The organism is Nonomuraea jabiensis, from assembly GCF_014204795.1.
GTDB classification, from domain to species: Bacteria; Actinomycetota; Actinomycetes; order Streptosporangiales; family Streptosporangiaceae; genus Nonomuraea; species Nonomuraea jabiensis.
In genome coordinates, this window is record NZ_JACHMB010000001.1 from 11856621 (window position 1) to 11874129 (window position 17509).

Sequence of the window (17509 nt, forward strand, 5' to 3'; positions counted from 1 at the left end):
CTGTCAGGCGGGGTTGAGTCTGGCGGCGCCCGGCTCGATGACGAAGGAGCCGGAGGTGTAGGCGGGGGCGTACGGCTCGGTGACGCGTGACAGCGACCGGAAGTCGACCTTCATCTCCTGCTGCGTGAGCTTGGTGCGCACGTAGCCCCGGCGGCCGTTGAAGAACTTCACGTGCGGGTTCTCGTCGAGCAGCACCTGCGTGTTGGGGTATTCGTCCAGGCCGTTGCCCGCGCTCGTCACCGAGGTGGTCACCAGCTCGACGGCCACGGACTTCGACTCCGGGTCCTGGTAGTCGCGCTTGACCTCGCCGGCCCAGTGGCTGTGCACGTCGCCGGTGAGCACGACGGCGTTGCGCTTGTAGGTGTCGATGGCGGCCGTCAGGCGGTTGCGGGAGGCGACGTAGCCGTCCCAGCCCTCGTTCGAGTAGCCCTTGCCCTCGCCGTTCGTCCAGTCCATCTCCATGAGGAAGACCTGCTGGCCGAGCAGGTCCCAGGTGGCGCGCGAGCCCTTCAGCTCGCCGTCCAGCCAGCTCTCCTGGTCGCGGCCCAGGATCGTGCGGTTCGGCTCCAGGCGGTCGAGGCAGTCGGGGCCGACGGTGCCGCTCTTGCCGGTGCACGCGTACAGGTCGCGGTACTGGCGGGTGTCGAGCAGGTGCAGGTTGGCCACCGCGCCCCAGCGGATGCTGCGGTAGAGCTTGAGCGCCGAGCCGTTGGGCTTCTGGGCGCGGCGCAGCGGCATGTTCTCGTAGTACGCCTGGAAGGCGGCGGCCCGGCGGGCGAGGAACGGCGGGTCGGGCTGCTCGGGCACGTCGCCGGCCCAGGCGTTCTCGATGTCGTGGTCGTCCCAGACCACGACCCAGGGGGCGATGGCGTGGGCCAGCTGCGACTCGGGGTCGGCCTTGTGCTGGGCGTGGCGTAACCGGTATCCGGCCAGGTCGAAGCACTCGCCGCCGGCCTGGTCGCGGACCGGGTACTTGTAGTCGCCGTACTCGTAGATGTAGTCGCCGAGGAAGGCGATCAGGTCGGGCTGGTCCTCGGCCATCCTGCGGTACGGCGTGAACCAGCCCACCTGGTAGTCGGCGCAGGAGGTGAACGACAGGTTCAGCGCCCGGCTGCGGGTGCCGGGGGCGGGAGCGGTGAGGGTGCGGCCGACGGGGCTGAGCTCGCCCTCGGCCTTGAAGCGGTAGAAGTACTCGGCGCCCGGTTGGAGGCCGTCGAGCTCGACGTGCACGCTGTGGGCCGCGTCGGTCCGGGCGACCTCGACGCCGCGCCGTACGACGTGCCGGAAGTTCTCGTCCTTGGCGAGCTGCCACTGGACCGGCACGGGGCGGTCCGGCATGCCGCCGAGGCCGTCGAGGGCGACCGGGTTCATGGCGAGCCGTGTCCACAGGACCACGCCGCCGGGCGTGGGCTCGCCGGAGGCGACGCCGAGCTGGAAGGGGTCGGAGAGAGGGGCGCGCCGGACGGCCGCGCGCACGGGTTCGGCACCCAGTGCGGCGGAAATGCCCAGGCTCGCGCCCCCGGCGAACAGAGAACGCCGGGTGATCATGGGGATCCTTACTTGACGGTGGCGTTGCCTTCGGCCACGGCCTGGTCGGCGGCGGCCTTGGGGGTGAGCTTGCCGAGGTACATCTCGTTGAAGATCTGGTTGAGCTTGGTCTCGAAGCCGGTGAAGCCGGTGGTGATCGGCAGCGGGAAGGTCGAGCCCTGGGCCTCCTGCTCGAAGGGCGTGACGTCGATCTTCTTGGCCTTCCAGTAGTCGACGTAGCCCTGGCTGAGGCCGTTGAGCGCGGGGAAGACGTAGCCGCCGTCGGCCATCATCTTCTGCGGCTCCTGGGTGCCGAGGTATTCGGCCAGCTTCATGGCCTCCTTGGGGTGCTTGCTCTTGGCGTAGACGGCCTCGGCCAGGCCGTTCAGGTTGACCGAGCGGCCCTGCGGCCCCTCGGGCATGGCCGCGACGCCCATCTCGAACGTGGCCTCCGGCGCCACGAACGGCAGCAGCGCGTTGTTGGCGGGGAACATCGCGACCTTGCCCGCCTTGAACATGTCGGTGACCTTGCCGGTGGGCGGGTTCGTCTGGGTGGCGGGCGGGGCGACGTGGTGCTTGTTGATCAGGTCCACGCCGAACTGCAGCGCCTCGACCGACGCCGGGTCGTTGAAGGCGTACTTGCCGAAGGGCTTGTCGACGAGCTTGCCGCCGTTGGAACTGACCCAGTTCATCCACTGCGTCTGGTAGTGGTTCCAGGAGGCGAAGCCGTACGTCTTGACCTTGGCGGGGTCGAAGCCCGCCTCGCCGGGGTGCTTGCCGGCCTCGTCCACGGTGAGCTTGCGCGCGGTGTCGAGCAGGGTGCCGGTGCCGTCCTTGGCCCAGGTCAGCTTGTCGGGCATCTCGACGCCGGCCTGCTTGAACAGGTCCTTGTTGTAGAGCAGGCCGACGATGCCCCAGTCCTTCGGGACGCCGTAGAGCTTGTTCTCGTAGGTGAAGGAGCCGACGACGGTCTGGTGGTACTTCGAGGCGTCCACCTGGACCGGCGACAGGACGCCCTTGGTGACGTACTCGGGGAACTGGGTGGGGGTCATCCAGAACACGTCCGGCGCGGTGCCCGCGACGGCGTCGGCTGTGAGCTTCGTCCAGTACTGGTCGTACGGCAGCAGCTCGATGTTGACGTGGATGCCGGGGTTGGCCTTCTCGAAGGCGGCCATGACCTTCTCGTAGCCGACCTTCTGCTGGTCGTCCCAGAGCCGGTACGTCAACGTGACCTGATCGGACTCGCCGCCGCCGCCCGAGCCCGAGCCGCAGGCGGTGAGGGCGAGCAGGGCGGCGCCGAGCAGCGCCCAGCGAATCGGGGGGTTGTGCGACATTCGCTGACCTCTTCTTACTTGAGACCTGTGAGGACCACGGATCTGACGATGTGCTTCTGGAAGAAGATGAAGATGGCCACCATCGGCACCAGCGCGATCAGGCTGCCGGCCATCATGAGGTTGTAGTCGACGCCGATGCCCTGCTTGAGCGTGGCGATGGCCACCGTGATGACCTTGGTGTCGTCGCCGCTCGTGATGATCAGCGGCCAGAGGAAGCTGTTCCAGGACGAGATCACGGTGATGATCGCCAGCGTGCCGAGCGCCGGGCGGCAGAGCGGGAGCATGACGCGCACCAGGATCGTCAGCGGGCCCGCCCCGTCGATCCGCGCCGCCTCCTCCAGGCCGGCGGGCAGCGTCTTGAAGAACTGCCGCATCAGGAAGATCCCGTACGGGGTGCCGAGCACGTACGGGGCGAGCAGGCCGTACCAGGTGTTGACCAGGTCCAGCTGCCGCATGATCAGGAACAGCGGGATCATGGTGACGGCGCTGGGCACCATCATCGTGGCCACGAACAGCCAGAACAGCGCGTCCCTGCCCCGGAACCGGAGCCGGGCGAACGCGTACGCCGCGAACGTGGTGAACACCAGCTGCCCGGCCGTCAGCAGCGCCGTCATCACGGCCGTGTTGAGCAGGTAGCGGGGGAAGTCGCCGGCCAGCATCTTCGCCAGGTTGTCCGTGGTCGGCGGCAGCCCCGGTAGCCACGGGGCCGTCCCGCTGAGCTGCCCCTGCGTCTTGAACGCGGTCAGGACCACGAGCAGGTACGGGAAGACGGAGACGAACGCACCGATGGCGAGCACGGCGTACAGGAGAATTCGCTTGGCCATGGTCTCTCAGCTCAGGTCGTAGGTGGTGCGCTTGCCGAAGAACCTGACCTGCACCATCGTCACCAGGAAGATGATCAGGAAGAGCAGCGTCGACAGCGTGGCCGCGTAGCCGAAGTCGAACTCCTTGAACGCGGTCTGGTAGATGCGGAAGTTCAGCACCTCGGTGGTGTGGCTGGGGCCGCCGTCCGTCATCGCGAACACCGTGTCGAACACCTGGAAGGCGCCGATCAGGTTGGTCACGCTGACGAAGAACATCGTGGGGTTGAGCAGCGGCAGCGTGACCCGCCAGAACCGCTGGGCCGGGGTCGCGCCGTCGGTCTCGGCCGCGTCGTGCAGCTCCTTCGGGATGCCCTGCAGGCCGGCCAGGAAGAACAGCATGTTGTAGCCGGTGTACTGCCAGATGCTGACCAGCGCGACGGCGGGCAGCGCCCACGCGGGGTCGGACAGCCAGTCGGGGCCGGTGACGCCGACCAGCGCGAGCGCGCTGTTGATGGCGCCGTCGCGGGGGTCGAAGATCCAGTTCCAGATCAGGGCGAGGACGATGGGCGTGGCCATCCAGGGGACCACGAAGAGCGAGCGGTAGAACCTGACGCCCTTGATGCGCTGGTTGAGCAGCATGGCGAGGGTCAGGGCGAGCACGGTCTGGAGCGGGATGCACAGCAGGACGTACGCGACCGTCACCCCGAGCGAGTGCCACGCCTGCCCGTCCCCCGCCAGGCGGCGGTAGTTGTCCAGCCCGACGAACTCGGGGGAGGAGAGCAGCTCCCAGTCGAAGAGGCTGAGGACGAGCACGATGAGCATCGGCAGCAGGAGGAACGCGATCACCCCGAAGAGGCTGGGGCCGACGAAGAGGTAGGCGTGCCAGCCGCTCCCCCGCCTCTTGACCACCTTGACGTCCGCCATCAGGCTTGCCCGCGCGGTGTGGCTGGTCACGACGGGTCCGTGGCCGTCGGGACCATGAGGCGCCGGGTCGTCTCCAGGCCCCAGTCGTCCAGCGCCGCGATCGGGTCGCTCGACCCGCGCAGGCCGCCCGTGCCGGCGATGTGCGCGGCCCACTCCTCCCGCGCCTCCACCTCGGGGCGCAGGATGATGCAGTCGGGGTCGTTCACCCACCAGCGGGCGTGCAGGAACTCGCGGGCCGCGCCCGTGAGCCGGGCGCCGAGCTGGGACGGCTGGCTGATGTCGCCGGACTTGGGGTGCAGGGTCGGCGCGATGTCCGGGCTGACCCGCATGACGTCGACCAGGCCGATGCTGGGCAGCATGGGCGCGCCGCACCCGTGCAGGGTGGCGTCCGCGCCCGCGCCCCGGCGGATCAGCTCCAGGCCCCGCCGGTAGGCGGCGATCGGGTCGAGGTCCTCGTGCCGCCCGCCCGCGAGGGCTCCCGCGTAGACGAAGTCGAGCTTGAAGTGGCTGATGCCCATGGCGCTGAACGTGCGGAAGACGTCGACGAGATGCTCGGCCGCCTCCGGGTGGGTGACGTCGAGCACGGCCAGGTCCTGGTCCCACATGCGGCCGGCGTACGCGTCCCGGACCAGCCAGTCGGGGTGCTCGCGGAAGATCCGGCTGCGGTGGCCGACGAGGAACGGCGCGGTCCAGATCCCGGCCCGCCGCCCGGCGCCCGTGACGGCGTCCACGGCCCGCGCGAGCGAGCCGAACTCCGGCCGCCCCTCCAGCCAGTCGCCGATCTCGGCCTCGTAGCCGTCGTCGATGAGGAACATGTCGGCGCCCAGGCCGAGGCGTTCGGAGCGCTGGAGGTTGTCGATGACGTCGGCGTCGGTGACCTTGTCCCAGTAGCCGTACCAGGTGCACCACATGGGCGGGACGGCGGGGAACGTCCGCTTGTCCGTCATGGTGTCCGCCCAGTCGCGCAGGGCCTGGTCCAGGCCGCCTTCGGCGCGGTGGTGGCGTACCGGGCCGTCGGCGGAGATCACCAGGCGGCCGCCCTCTTCACGCGCCCTGATCGAGGGCACCTGGAGGGGGCTCGGCGCGGACCAGAGCTCGACGGAGCCGTCGCCCGGCTCGACGGCCAGCAGCCCCTCGCCCTGGAACACCCCCGGGGGGATGGGGGTCTCTGGGCGGTAGGCGAGGATCTGGATGGTCTCGTCGGCGGGCCGGGGCGGGGCGTCCGTCAGGCGGTACGCGCCGGTGGGGCTCCACGACTGCCAGCCGTGCTCGAACACCCGCGCCTCGCCAGGGCCGCACCTGATCTCGCCGATGTCTTCGAACGACATCCTCAATCCTCTCGACTTACGAAGGAGCGCTTCATTAGTAGCACCGGCACTCCGGCGGGGTCAATGACGGATTTCTGTCGCCCACGGCAGATGGAGGGGGCGCATACAGCCGTCGATCGCTGGCATAATCTCTGGTTACAGAGGAGACCTACTTAAGGACGGCGATGGCGGACGTTCGCGGCGGCGACCTGTCCCGGCTGCGGCAGCTCAACTCGCTGACGGCCATCCGGGAGCTGCGCAGGGCGGGGCCGCTCACCCTGTCGGCGCTCGCCGGGCGCACCGGCCTGTCCCGGCCGTCCATGAAGGAGGTCACCGACGAGCTCATGGGCCTGGGCTGGGTGGAGGAGGTGCCGCCGAGCCCCGGCACGATGGGCCGGCCGGCCCGCCGCTACCGCTTCCGGGCCGACAGCGGCTACCTGGTCGGGGTGGACATAGGGGGTCACAACATCCGCGCAGCCCTGTCCGACCTGGACGGCGAGATCCTCGCCGAGACCCGGCAGCCGGTGCTGCCCGACGACCCGATCGAGGAGCGCCTGGCGGCGATCGACCGCGCCGTCTCCGGCTGCCTGGCGCTCAGCCGCACGTCGGTCTCCGACCTGTGGATGATCTCGGTCGGCACTGTCGGCGTGATCGACGTGGAGGGGCGCGTCATCTACTCGGCCGCCGTGCCCGCCTGGCGCGACCTCGACCTCGCGGGCAAGCTGCGCGAGATGTTCCCCTGCCAGATCCTCATCGAGAACGACAGCCGCCTGGCCGCCATGGCCGAGACCCGGCGCGGGGTGGCCAAGGGCGCCAGGGACGTGGTGTTCCTGCACGTCGGGCGGCGCATGGGAGCCGGGTTGATCATCGGCGGGAAGGTGCACAGAGGTTTCGGGGCGGCGGCCGGGGAGATCTCCATGCTGCCCGAGGCCCGCTGGTTCGACCCCGCCGAGCACCTCAACACCTGCCCGTCCCTGCCCGAGGGCACGCCGCCCGAGGACGCGGCCGGGTGGACGCTGGCCGCCGCCCGCAACGGTGACCCGGTGGCGCTCGCCGCCGTCGAGCGGTACGTGGACGACCTCGCGGTGGGCACGGCCGCGATGGTGCTCATCCTGGACCCGCAGATGGTGGTGCTGGGCGGCGGCTTCTCCCGCTCCTCCGACGTGCTGCTGGGGCGGCTGCGGGAGCGGCTGGAGCGTACGTGCATGCGGATGCCGGAGGTGCGGGCGTCCGCGCTGGGGGACGAGTGCGTGGTGGTGGGGGCCATCGACTACGCGGTCGACCACCTCGACGACCAGCTCTTCACCCCCGACAAGGGCCCCCTCCCGGTCACCCGCTGACCCGGGTCAGGAAGGCGGGCGGAAGGAGGCCGCCTCGGCCTCCTGCCCGCTTGTCGCCGGACGTCGCGCGGTGTTTGGATGGGGTTCATGGCCCTCGACGAGCTGCGCGACCTCCTCCTCCGCCATGCTCGCCCCGACCTCGGGACCTCCATCGACGATGTCCTGATCTTCAAGGCCGAGCGCCCCCAGCCCCCGACCCCGACGACCTACGGCAAGGTGCTGGCGGTCGTCGCTCAGGGCACGAAACGGTTCGCGCTGGGCGAGCAGCTCTACGAGTACCGGGAGGGGCAGTATCTCGTCGCCTCGGTCGACCTGCCGGTGACCGCCCATTTCGCGAAGGCCAGCCCGGGACGACCCGGGCTCGGGGTCGGGCTGACCCTGCATCCGGCGGCCATCGCGGAGGTGTTGCTGCAGGCGGCGCCGGGCGACCTGCCGGAGCTCGACGACGACGCGCCGCCCGCCCTGACGATCAGCACCGCCTCCGCCGAGCTCCTCGACGCCGTCGTCCGCCTGCTGCGCCTGCTCGACCGGCCCAGCGACATCGCCGTCCTCGCGCCGCTCGTCAAACGGGAGATCCTCTGGCGGCTGATCACCAGCGATCAGGGCGCGATCGTGCGCCAGTTCGGGCTTCCCGACAGCAGCCTGAGCCATGTCGCCCGCGCGGTCCAGTGGATCCGCGACCACTACGCGCAGCCTTTCAGCGTCGAGGACGTGGCCAGGCTCGCGGGGATGAGCGCCTCCGCCTTCTACCGCAATTTCCGTGCCGCCACCGCGATGAGCCCGATCCAGTTCCAGAAGCAGATCCGCCTCCAGCAGGCGCGGCTCCAGCTCGCCGCGGCCCCGGGTGACATCGCCGCCGTCAGCCGTCGCGTCGGTTACGACAGCCCGTCGCAGTTCAGCCGCGAATACCGCCGCCAGTTCGGTGCGCCGCCGAGCCAGGACGCCAAGCTCCTCACTCCAGCACGCGGTCGAGGCGGATCGGCAGGGATCTCTGTCTGACCCCGGTGGCGTGCCAGACGGCGTTCGCGATCGCGGCGGCCGTACCGACGTTGCCGATCTCGCCGACGCCCTTGACACCCATGGGGATGCCGGGCTCGTAGTCGGGGACGAAATCGGCTTCGATGTCGGGCACGTCGGCATGCGCGGCGATGTGGTAGCCGGCGAAGTCCGCGTTGACGTGCCGGCCGGAAACCGGATCGCGAAGGCCCTCTTCGTGCAACGCCATGGAGAGCCCGCCGATCATGCCGCCGATGACCTGGCTGCGGGCCATGAGCGGGCTGACCACCCGGCCGGCGGCGAACATCCCGAGCAACCGGCGCACGCGCACCTCGCCGGTCACCGGGTCGACGGTCACTTCGGCGAAGACGGCGCTGTAGGCATGCCGTTCACGGGACGGGAGGTCGCCGAGCGACCGGGTGGTGTCGGCCGTGACCGTCCCGCCGTACCCCTGGCCGCGCAGCTTCTCCGCGGCCTCGGTGATCGCCCAGGCCCAGGACGTGGTCCCCCGGGATCCGCCCGCGCTCCAGACGGGACCGAGGCGGCTGTCGGAGATCCTGAGCCGGATCCGCTCCGTGCCGACCTTCAGCGCGTCGGCGGCGATCGCGGTCAGCGCGGTGCGCGCGCCGGTGCCGAGGTCGGTGGCGCCGATGGCCACCGTGAAGGTCCCGTCCGTCTCGGCGGTGATCGTGGCCGACGAGGGGAAGGCCCCGGCGCTGAAGGACGAGGCGGCCAGCCCGGTGCCGACCAGCAGAGCTCCCTCCCGCCGCAGGCGCGGCCGGTGATCACGCGTGTCCCAGCCGAACCTGCGGGCGCCTTCGCGCAGGCACGCGACCAGGTTGCGGCTGCTGAACGGCAGGCCGGACACAGGACCGGCCACCGGCTCGTTGCGTAGCCGCAGCTCGAGCGGATCCATGCCCAGCCGCTCCGCCAGCTCGTCCATGGCCGATTCGAGAGCGAACGACCCGGGCGCGGCGCCCGGTCCCCTCATCGAGTACGGCGGCAGGATGTCGAGCGGGACCGCCGTGAGCCGGGTACGGATGGCGCGCGCCGCGTAGAGCGTCTTGGTGAGCTCTGTGCAGCCCTCGATGTACTCCGCCAACGTCGAGATCTCGAAGGCCGGCTCGTGCCAGATCGCCCGCAGGCGGCCGTCGGCATCGGCGCCGATCCGGATCAGCTGATCGGTCGCCGGCCGCATCGCGGTCGCCAGGAACACCTGGGCGCGGGTGAGCGTGACCCGCACGGGCCGGCCGAACAGCCGCCCGGCCATCGCGGCCAGGATCAGCTGCGGACCGCAGAGTCCCTTGGACCCGAAGCCGCCGCCGACGTGCTCGGTGCGGATGCGCACCTGATCCGGGCTCAACGAGAACAGTGTGGCAAGGGTGACGGCCACGGTGAACGGCCCCTGGTTGGAGTCGATCGCCTCCAGCCGCTCTCCCTCCCACCACGCGGTCGCCGAGTGCGGCTCCATGGCGCTGCAGTGCTCCTCGGGCGTACGGTAGCGCTCCTCGATCACCACCGGGGACGCGGCGAGCTCCGCCTCCACGTCGCCGACGTTCACGGGCTCGTCGAAGAGCGTCACCGCCGGACGGCCCGCCGGGTGATCGGCGGTGAAGCCGGTGTCGTGCGGCTCCTCGTCGTAGGTCACCGGCAGCGCCTCGGCTGCCGCCCGGGCCAGCTCGGGCGTCTCGGCGACGACGAGCGCGACGGGCCGTCCGGCGAAGGGGATCACCTCGTCCTGCAGCAGCTGCAGCTGGCCGTCCGGGCCGAAGAAGCCGCCCGCCTTCGGGTTGAGGCGAGGCGCGTTCCTGTGGTCGATCACGCCCAGCACGCCGGGCATGTCCTGAACGGCGGAGACGTCGATGTCGCGGACGCGGCCGCGGGACACGGTGGCCAGGACGACCGCGCCGAAGGCCAGCCCTGGTACGGGCACGTCGGCGGCGTAGCGGGCGGCGCCGGTGACCTTGTCCCGGCCCTCGATCCGGGGCTGCGCGACCCCTACTGCGTTCATGGCCGGAGCTCCTTCAGCACGGTCTCGATGAGATTGCCGGCCAGCCTCACCTTGTAGGCGTTGCCGGGCAGCGGTTCGGCGGCGGCCAGTTCGGCATCGGCGGCGGCCCGGAACGCCTCAGGCGTGAGGGGGGCCTCCAGCAGGAAAGCCTCGGCGGTCCGGGCGCGCCAGGGCCGCGAGGCGACCCCGCCGAGAGCGATCCGTACCGAACCTGCGTCCAGGTCGAGCCCCGCCGCGACGGAAACGGTGGCGAAGGCGTAGGACGCGCGCTCGCGGACCTTCCGGTAGCGCGATCTCGGGGACACCGCGCTGCCCGGCAGGGCCACCGCGGTGATCAACGCGCCCGGCGGCAGCGCCGTCTCGCGGTGCGGGGTGTCCCCGACGGGCGGGTAGAAGTCCGCCAGCGGGATCTCGCCGGGGCCGTCGAGCGTCTCGTAGCGCACGACGGCGTCGAACGCCAGCATCGCCACCGCCATGTCGGAGGGATGGGTGGCCACGCAGCTGGGGGTCCAGCCGAGGATGGCGTGGTTGTGGTGCTCCCCGGCGATCGCGGGACACCCGGTGCCGGGGACCCGCTTGTTGCACATCTGCGTGGCGAAGTAGGCGCACCGGGTCCGCTGCAGCAGGTTGCCGCCCACCGTGGCCATGTTGCGCAGCTGGCCGGACGCGCCCGCCAGCACCGCCTGGCTCAGCGCCGGGTAGCGCCGCCGTACCTCGGGGTGGGCGGCGAGGTCGCTGTTGGTCGTCGTGGCGCCGATGACGAGCCCGCCGTCCGGCGCCTCGCTGACGCCGGCGAGCGGCAGCCGCCGTACGTCGACCAGCCTCGTGGGAGCCTCCACCCCCTCCTTCATCAGATCGACGAGGTTGGTGCCGCCGCCCAGGTACCGGCCGCCGCCGTCGGCTGCGATCAGCGCGTCACGGACGTCCGTCGGGCGCTCGTAGGCGAACTCCTTCATCCCGCGATCTCCTCCTGGGCCGCCGTCTCGAGCACGGCGCGCACGATCGACGGGTAAGCGCCGCAGCGGCACAGGTTGCCGCTCATCCGCTCGCGCACCTCCGCCGCGTCCAGCACCGGCGCCGGGCCGTCCGGGGACACGTCGGCACTGGCCGCGCTGGGCCAGCCCGCGGCGTGCTCGGCCAGCATCCCGACGGCCGAGCAGAGCTGCCCGGACGTGCAATATCCGCACTGGAAGCCGTCGAGCCTGATGAACGCCCGCTGAAGCGGCAGCAGTTCGCCGTCACCGGCCAGCCCCTCGACGGTCGTGATCTCCTCGCCCTCGGCGGCCACCGCCAACGTCAGGCAGGACACCACCCGCCTGCCGTCGAGGAGCACGGTGCACGCGCCGCACTGGCCGTGGTCGCAGCCCTTCTTGGGTCCGGTGTGGCCGACGTCCTCGCGCAACGCGTCCAGCAGCGTCGTGCGATTGTCGACGCTCAACCGGTGCGGCGCGCCGTTGACCTGCAGCGATATCACGCTGCGGTGGTGGTTTGTCATCGTCCTTCCTTTCTCTCGGCTACGTAATCAGTCCTGCGGCCGGCGGACGATCCCCAAAGCTCGCGCGTCCTTGCCCATTCCTGCTCGGGTGGCGGATTCTCTCGACGGCGACGTGTCCGTGGAACATCGCCATGACATCGCCATGACCATCCCGCCCCGCAGCAGACGGTCGTCGGCCGGCATGATCGACCTCTAATCGAAGGCCAGGGACCGCGTGTGCGTGTACGCGAACGTGGTGAACGCGCCGTGCGGGGCGAGCGCGCCGGTGAGGGCGTCGAGCAGGTCGTACTGCCGGCTCGGGGTGAACGCCGCCTAGGGCAGCCCGCTCACGATCACGTCCGCGCGGTGGTGGCCGCGCTCCGCCAGCACTTCGCGAAGATCCCGGGCGTCGGCCACGGCGACGTCGACGGCAGTTCCGTCAATGCCAGCGGATTGCCCTGTGCCAGGTCGAGCAGCCGTCTCCGGACCCGCACCGGATCGCGACCATCGAGCAAGCCGTCCCGCCGTGGGTCAGGAGGGCGGGCGGCGGCGGGCGCGGTAGTCGCGGGGTGGCATGCCGTACTCGCGGCTGAAGGCCCGGCTGAAGTGGAACGGGCTGACGAAGCCGGACGCCGCCGCCACCTGCCCCACGTCCAGGTCGGTCACCTCCAGCAGGCTCGCGGCGTGCCGTACCCTCGCCTCGCGGACGGCCCGCATCGGGCTGCGCCCGGTCTCGGCGGCGAACAGGTGGGCGAAGCGGGACGGCGAGAGCGCGACGGCCCGCGCGAGCGAGGCGACCGAGTGCGCCGCGCCGGGCTCGGCGGCGATGAGCGCGAGCGCCCGGCGTACCCGCTCGTCGCCCTCGTCCGGCCGCCGCACCCCCTCCGGCCGGGCGGAGGCCGTGGCCAGGACGATCGCCTCCTCGACGGCCCCCAGCACCAGCTCACGCACCGGCCCCGCCAGGACGACGGCGGGCACCCGCGCCGCGGCCGGAGCCGCCACGGGACGGTACGCGTCGGGCAGGGGCGCGCCCGGCACCCACCGGGCGTCCTGGAGCGCGCGCTCGAACGCCAGCCCCATCCGCCCGCGCACGCCCACCGGCACGTCCCCGACCAGATGGCACCCGTCGCCCCGGGCGAACGGCCCCAGCCAGGCCGTCCACGAGGGCCGGGGCTGGAAGTGCACCCACCAGAACCGCCACCGCTCCGCCCCCGGCAGCACCCGGTAGTACTGCGGCACCCCGGACCCGAGCACCGCCAGGTCCCCCGCCCGGACCTCGAACGACGCCCCGCCCTGCGCCACGAACCCCGCCCCCGCCTCCGTCCACAGCAGCAGCCAGCTCGGCGACCCGGCGGGACGGCGCGTGGCGTACCCGGGCGCATTGTCGTAGTGGCCGACGATCGTCAGCTCGGCAGCAGGAACAGACAGGTCCTCAGCGGTCACAGGCATACCGTTCCACGATCCCGGTCTCTAGCGTGGGAACCATGAGGCTCAATGACTTCCACGATCAGGGGTTCTTGCTGGTGCCCGGTCTCCTCGCCCCCGAAGAGGTGGCCGAGCTGCGCGACGAGTTCATGGCGCTGCACGCCAAGGGGCCCATCCCGGGTCACTTCGCCCCGCAGCCGCAGGAGCCCGGCCGGCCGTACGACATCCTGCGTGACTACCCGCGGATCATGCACCCTCATCAGGTGAACGACCTGGCCCTGCGGTACCTGCTCGACACGCGCATCGCCGCGATTCTCCGCGACCTCCTGGGCGAGGAGCCGATAGCAGCCCAGAGCATGTTCTACTTCAAGCCGCCGGGCGCCAGGGGCCAGGCGCTGCACCAGGACAACTTCTACCTCCGGGTCGAGCCGGGCACGTGCGTGGCCGCATGGGTGGCGCTCGACAAGGTCGACCGGGCCAACGGCGGCCTGGAGGTCGTGCCGGGGACGCACCTCATGGACCTGTTCTGCCCGGAGGAGGCGGACCAGGACAGCTCCTTCACCAGGGAGTACGTGCCGCCGCCGCCCGGCCTGGCGAAGGTGCCGGTGGACATGGAGCCCGGGGACGTGCTGTTCTTCAACGGCAGCCTGGTGCACGGCTCGGAGCCGAACAGCACGGCCGACCGCTTCAGGCGCAGCTTCATCTGCCATTACGTGGGGCGCTCGGCCGAGCGGATCGCCGAGTACTACCCGACCCTCACGATGTCGGGCGAACCCGTCCGGCTGGAGGCGTCCGTGGGCGGCGGCCCCTGCGGCACCGAGATCACCGGCCCGCACTGACCGCTGGAGACGTTCGTGGGCGGCCCCCGCGGCACCGGGATCATCAGCCCGCACTGACCGGTGCACCCGTGGAAGAGGTCAACCGCCGGAGATGTCGGACTCGGCGTCACCGTCGGGGATCACGCAGTCCCAGGGGTCGTCCAGCCACCCGTCCGGCAGCAGCACCTTGGCCCGCTCCCCCGACTTCCCCCGAGGCGTGTCCGTGTTCGGCGGCCACGGCTGGTCGTGCTCCAGCTTCGCCAGCCCCTCGCGCAGCCCGTCGAGCGACTCGGCCGTGGCCAGCTCCCGCCGCAGCTCGCTCCCGACCGTGAACCCCTTCAAATACCACCCGACGTGCTTGCGGAAGTCGGCGACCGCGTAGCGCTCGATGTCGAAGCACTCGGTCAGCCCCTCGGCGTGCCTGGCCATCACCTCGGCGACCTCGCCGAGCGTCGGCCGGGCCCGCTCGGGGCTGCCGTTGAACGCGTTCTCCAGATCCCTGAACAGCCACGGCCGTCCCAGGCAGCCCCGCCCGACCACCACGCCGTCGCACCCGGTGCGCGCCACCATGCGCAGGGCGTCGTCGGCGCACCAGATGTCGCCGTTGCCCAGCACGGGGATCTCCGGCACGGCCTCCTTCAGGCGGGCGATGGCCTCCCAGTCGGCCACGCCCCCGTAATGCTGCTTGGCCGTACGGGCGTGCAGCGCGATCGCCGCGACGCCCTCCTCGGCCGCGATCCGCCCCGCGTCGAGATACGTCAGGTGATCGTCGTCGATGCCCTTGCGCATCTTCATCGTGACGGGCAACGACCCCGCGTTGGCCACCGCCTGCCGCAGGATCCGCCGCAGCAGATTCCTCTTGTACGGCAGCGCGGACCCGCCCCCGCGCCGGGTCACCTTGGGCACGGGGCAGCCGAAGTTGAGGTCGATGTGGTCGGCCAGGTCCTCCTCGGCGATCATCTTGACCGCCCGCCCCACGACGTCGGGATCCACGCCGTACAGCTGGATGCTCCTGGGCCGCTCCGACTCCGCGAACCTGATCATCCGCAGCGTCTTCGGATTGCGCTCGACCAGCCCGCGCGTCGTGATCATCTCGCAGACGAACAGGCCCGCGCCCTGCTCCCTGCACAGCACCCGGAACGGCGCGTTCGTGATGCCCGCCATCGGCGCCAGCACCACGGGCGGCCAAACCCCAATCGGCCCAATCTTCACTCCCACAGTTGTAGCGCAGGTCAGGCCGTAACCGGTATTCGCGAAACGGGACCATCGGCTGGGTTGCCGCCCGCGCATCGTTCACACGTTCTACCCGGGCAGGCCAAAATCTGGTAATCTCATGGTCACTCAGGGTGAGATTGGCATGGGACATGCCGGTGTGGCAGTGCGATCAGACTCTTGTTCGCCGCCTGTGATGCGCGGCTGCGGTGCGCCGCATCCCTGACAGGCCTGCGCCGGCCGGACCGGCACCTCGACGCCTTCATCGCCTTTGACAGGGTCGAAGGGGCTGCGCGCAGCGCGTCGGCGCGTGCTGAGGCCCGGTGTCGCGTGCCGATGGGTGCTGCCGATGTCATGAGAGCGGGGGAGCCGGTGAAGCGGATGCCACCACTGGCCGCGGGCCAGACGTGCCGCACGGCGGGTGCTCACGTGGTGCTGCGCGGAGGCGTGGAAGACAAGACCGGCGAGGCGGTGTCCCCAGGTGCGCTGGCAATGCGTGTGGGCTGGTGTGCGGAGTTGGTGTCCGGTATGGCTGCGAGGCTGCTTGCTGAACATTGGAATGGCGCCGATGTCGCATTGCTGGCGGGCGGGGTTGATGCGAGTGGGCGACGCCTACCGTCGAAAGCCTGGATGGCGCTGCGCCGTCTGGGCTGGACGACCAGCGCCCCCGCGGAGGTAACGGTCAACGACCGGATCGTGCGCATGGCCCAGGAGCAGGCCGGGCGCCTGCTGCGCGGTGCGCAGTGGAGGGCCGAGCTTACAGCCGCTGTGGTGACGACGTGGCCCACCGATGCGCGCAGACGTACGACTGAGGAGTGGGAGCGGGTACGCGCCCCACTCCCCGGCGGCCGGCACCTGCCTTCCAGCGTCGTCAAGGCCCGCACCCGGCAGATCGCCAAGTTCGTCCGGGCCAACGGACGTCTGCCAATGGATGTGTTCGAGCTCGAAGACGTGCCCCGGGCGGCGCGGATGTTGCTGCTGAGCGCCTGCGACCGTCAGCAGGCCCGCATTGAACGCAGCGAAAGCACCCCACAACGGGCGGTGCTCCGACTGCAGTTGCCCACCCGGCCCGACCCGTGCTCGTATGCAGATTGGACGTGGGTGACCTGCCCTATCACCTTGCCTCCCACGGTCCCTGCCTCGGCGGTCCTGCACCTGCCCACCCTCCGCCTCGTGGGCGGCCGACTGCAGGCCGATATGGCCTACACCCACGCCGTTCCCGCGACCAGACCCACGGGTCACACGATCGCGCTCGGCGTGGACTGGGGGCTGAACACGCTGCTCAGCGCGGGCTCAATCCGGCTACACCACGACGGCCGGATCACGGCACTCGGAGCGGGCGCCCAGTTCCGGGCCGCTGGCGTCCTGGCGAAACAACACCGGCTGCGCCGCCTGTCCGAGCACCTGCAGGCCAAGGCCGACCACTACCAGCGGCTCATCGCCGGAGACGCCCAGCACGAGCTGACCGGTAAGCATGCCGTGCTGCGCGGCGAGGTCCGGCACCTGTCCGAGCGCCGGTCGAATCTCAACGATGCCCTGGCTTGGGCGGCCGCCCGCTGGGCCGTCGATCAGGCCATCGCCGCCTGCGCAAGCGTGATCTATCTGGAAGACCTGCGCTCGCTGGAAGCCAGGGGGATGGGCCGAACCCTCAACACGCGCCTGTCGCAGCAGGTGCGCGGCCGGATCGCCGGCCACATCCAGCACCTGGCCGCCGAGATCGGCATCGCGGTGGTCACCGTCCCGGCGCGCAACACCTCCAAGCACTGCCCACACTGCCTGACTGTGCTGCGGCACCGCAAAGCACCCGACAAGCCCACGATCACGGGCTGGAAATGGGCGGTCTGCCCCAACCCTCCATGCGGCTGGCAGGGCGACCGCGACCAGGGCGCCTGGCGGCGGATCGCCGCTCGCGGTCTGGCCCACCAGGCCAAGACCACCACAGAGCGGGCAAGCGGCACCATGGTCATCCGCTCCGTGACAGACGCTCTCGAAGCGCAGGCGGTCATCACCCCACCCCCTGCGAAGACTCTCCGAAGTGATCGGTCGAAGACCGGCCCCACCCAGCACCGCAGTTCACGCCCCGCGCCCAGGCGACGCAGGGCACCCTCCCCAGCACGACCCCCAGGTCCTGCTGGCCAGCGTCCGGAGGGACCCGCACCAACGGACCGGCACCGGCTGCCCCGCGCAGCCCACCGGCACCAGGACGGGACAACGATCAGCACTCCCACCCGTCGGCACCAGCCCCGCGGGGCAGCCTTAGGCGCAGGCTTCCACCTGCACGCCCACGCCTCCCCGCCCAGGTGGGAAACGATCCCAGCCGAGTATGCCTGACGCAGGA

The 17509-nt window shown here is 70.9% G+C and carries 14 protein-coding genes; 4 read left to right on the forward strand and 10 right to left on the reverse strand.

Features of this window, described 5'->3' with window-relative positions:
* Window positions 1-3 precede the first annotated feature (3 nt).
* The 5 genes from HD596_RS54215 to HD596_RS54235 are packed head-to-tail and all read right to left on the reverse strand — an operon-like array spanning window position 4 to window position 5916.
* Entirely contained in the window at window positions 4-1548 is a 1545-nt protein-coding gene (locus HD596_RS54215; protein ID WP_185077217.1) for an alkaline phosphatase D family protein, read from the reverse strand.
* An 8-nt stretch (window positions 1549-1556) separates the two neighbouring features.
* On the reverse strand, window positions 1557-2861 hold the full coding sequence (locus HD596_RS54220) for an ABC transporter substrate-binding protein (RefSeq protein ID WP_185077218.1): 1305 nt from the start codon (window positions 2859-2861) through the stop codon (window positions 1557-1559).
* A 14-nt stretch (window positions 2862-2875) separates the two neighbouring features.
* A complete protein-coding gene (locus HD596_RS54225; RefSeq protein ID WP_185077219.1) occupies window positions 2876-3685 on the reverse strand; it encodes a carbohydrate ABC transporter permease in 810 nt (269 codons plus the stop codon).
* A 6-nt stretch (window positions 3686-3691) separates the two neighbouring features.
* On the reverse strand, window positions 3692-4618 hold the full coding sequence (locus HD596_RS54230) for a carbohydrate ABC transporter permease (protein ID WP_221520039.1): 927 nt from the start codon (window positions 4616-4618) through the stop codon (window positions 3692-3694).
* Window positions 4615-5916, reverse strand: a complete 1302-nt coding sequence (locus HD596_RS54235; protein ID WP_185077220.1) for a glycoside hydrolase family 36 protein — start codon at window positions 5914-5916, stop codon at window positions 4615-4617. Before HD596_RS54235 ends, HD596_RS54230 begins: the two co-directional genes overlap by 4 nt.
* Window positions 5917-6080: 164 nt before the next feature.
* On the opposite strand from HD596_RS54235, the gene HD596_RS54240 reads away from it, so the two are divergent.
* Both HD596_RS54240 and HD596_RS54245 read left to right on the forward strand, forming a co-directional pair.
* Window positions 6081-7235, forward strand: a complete 1155-nt coding sequence (locus HD596_RS54240; RefSeq protein ID WP_185077221.1) for an ROK family transcriptional regulator — start codon at window positions 6081-6083, stop codon at window positions 7233-7235.
* Window positions 7236-7313: 78 nt separating this feature from the next.
* A complete protein-coding gene (locus HD596_RS54245) occupies window positions 7314-8234 on the forward strand; it encodes an AraC family transcriptional regulator (protein ID WP_246555476.1) in 921 nt (306 codons plus the stop codon).
* Here the strand turns inward: HD596_RS54245 and HD596_RS54250 are convergent.
* The 4 genes from HD596_RS54250 to HD596_RS54265 form a co-directional block, all read right to left on the reverse strand.
* Window positions 8188-10242, reverse strand: a complete 2055-nt coding sequence (locus tag HD596_RS54250; RefSeq protein ID WP_185077222.1) for a xanthine dehydrogenase family protein molybdopterin-binding subunit — start codon at window positions 10240-10242, stop codon at window positions 8188-8190. The two genes, HD596_RS54245 and HD596_RS54250, sit on opposite strands and share 47 nt — an antisense overlap.
* Window positions 10239-11198: an FAD binding domain-containing protein gene (locus HD596_RS54255; protein ID WP_185077223.1), complete on the reverse strand. Its 960-nt coding sequence runs from the start codon at window positions 11196-11198 to the stop codon at window positions 10239-10241. Before HD596_RS54255 ends, HD596_RS54250 begins: the two co-directional genes overlap by 4 nt.
* On the reverse strand, window positions 11195-11737 hold the full coding sequence (locus tag HD596_RS54260) for a (2Fe-2S)-binding protein (protein WP_185077224.1): 543 nt from the start codon (window positions 11735-11737) through the stop codon (window positions 11195-11197). The genes HD596_RS54255 and HD596_RS54260 overlap by 4 nt, the downstream gene beginning before the upstream one ends.
* 510 nt (window positions 11738-12247) lie before the next feature.
* Window positions 12248-13165 (reverse strand): helix-turn-helix domain-containing protein, encoded by a 918-nt coding sequence (locus HD596_RS54265; RefSeq protein WP_185077225.1) that lies wholly within the window; start codon window positions 13163-13165, stop codon window positions 12248-12250.
* 35 nt (window positions 13166-13200) lie between these two features.
* On the opposite strand from HD596_RS54265, the gene HD596_RS54270 reads away from it, so the two are divergent.
* Entirely contained in the window at window positions 13201-13980 is a 780-nt protein-coding gene (locus HD596_RS54270) for a phytanoyl-CoA dioxygenase family protein (protein WP_185077226.1), read from the forward strand.
* A gap of 78 nt (window positions 13981-14058) precedes the next feature.
* Here the strand turns inward: HD596_RS54270 and dusB are convergent, their stop codons facing one another.
* Complete coding sequence (gene dusB / locus HD596_RS54275) at window positions 14059-15177, reverse strand: tRNA dihydrouridine synthase DusB (protein ID WP_313047069.1); 1119 nt, start codon at window positions 15175-15177, stop codon at window positions 14059-14061.
* Window positions 15178-15618: 441 nt separating this feature from the next.
* Here dusB and HD596_RS54280 point away from each other — a divergent pair, with 441 nt between their 5' ends.
* Entirely contained in the window at window positions 15619-17502 is a 1884-nt protein-coding gene (locus HD596_RS54280) for a zinc ribbon domain-containing protein (RefSeq protein ID WP_313047071.1), read from the forward strand.
* The last annotated feature ends 7 nt before the right edge of the window (window positions 17503-17509 follow it).

Coding starts and splice junctions, on each gene's coding strand:
- HD596_RS54215 (WP_185077217.1), bottom strand. CDS start 1,548: ATGATCACCCGGCGTTCTCTGTTCGCCGGGGGCGCGAGCCTGGGCATT.
- HD596_RS54220 (WP_185077218.1), bottom strand. CDS start 2,861: ATGTCGCACAACCCCCCGATTCGCTGGGCGCTGCTCGGCGCCGCCCTG.
- HD596_RS54225 (WP_185077219.1), bottom strand. CDS start 3,685: ATGGCCAAGCGAATTCTCCTGTACGCCGTGCTCGCCATCGGTGCGTTC.
- HD596_RS54235 (WP_185077220.1), bottom strand. CDS start 5,916: ATGTCGTTCGAAGACATCGGCGAGATCAGGTGCGGCCCTGGCGAGGCG.
- HD596_RS54240 (WP_185077221.1), top strand. CDS start 6,081: ATGGCGGACGTTCGCGGCGGCGACCTGTCCCGGCTGCGGCAGCTCAAC.
- HD596_RS54245 (WP_246555476.1), top strand. CDS start 7,314: ATGGGGTTCATGGCCCTCGACGAGCTGCGCGACCTCCTCCTCCGCCAT.
- HD596_RS54250 (WP_185077222.1), bottom strand. CDS start 10,242: ATGAACGCAGTAGGGGTCGCGCAGCCCCGGATCGAGGGCCGGGACAAG.
- HD596_RS54255 (WP_185077223.1), bottom strand. CDS start 11,198: ATGAAGGAGTTCGCCTACGAGCGCCCGACGGACGTCCGTGACGCGCTG.
- HD596_RS54260 (WP_185077224.1), bottom strand. CDS start 11,737: ATGACAAACCACCACCGCAGCGTGATATCGCTGCAGGTCAACGGCGCG.
- HD596_RS54265 (WP_185077225.1), bottom strand. CDS start 13,165: ATGCCTGTGACCGCTGAGGACCTGTCTGTTCCTGCTGCCGAGCTGACG.
- HD596_RS54270 (WP_185077226.1), top strand. CDS start 13,201: ATGAGGCTCAATGACTTCCACGATCAGGGGTTCTTGCTGGTGCCCGGT.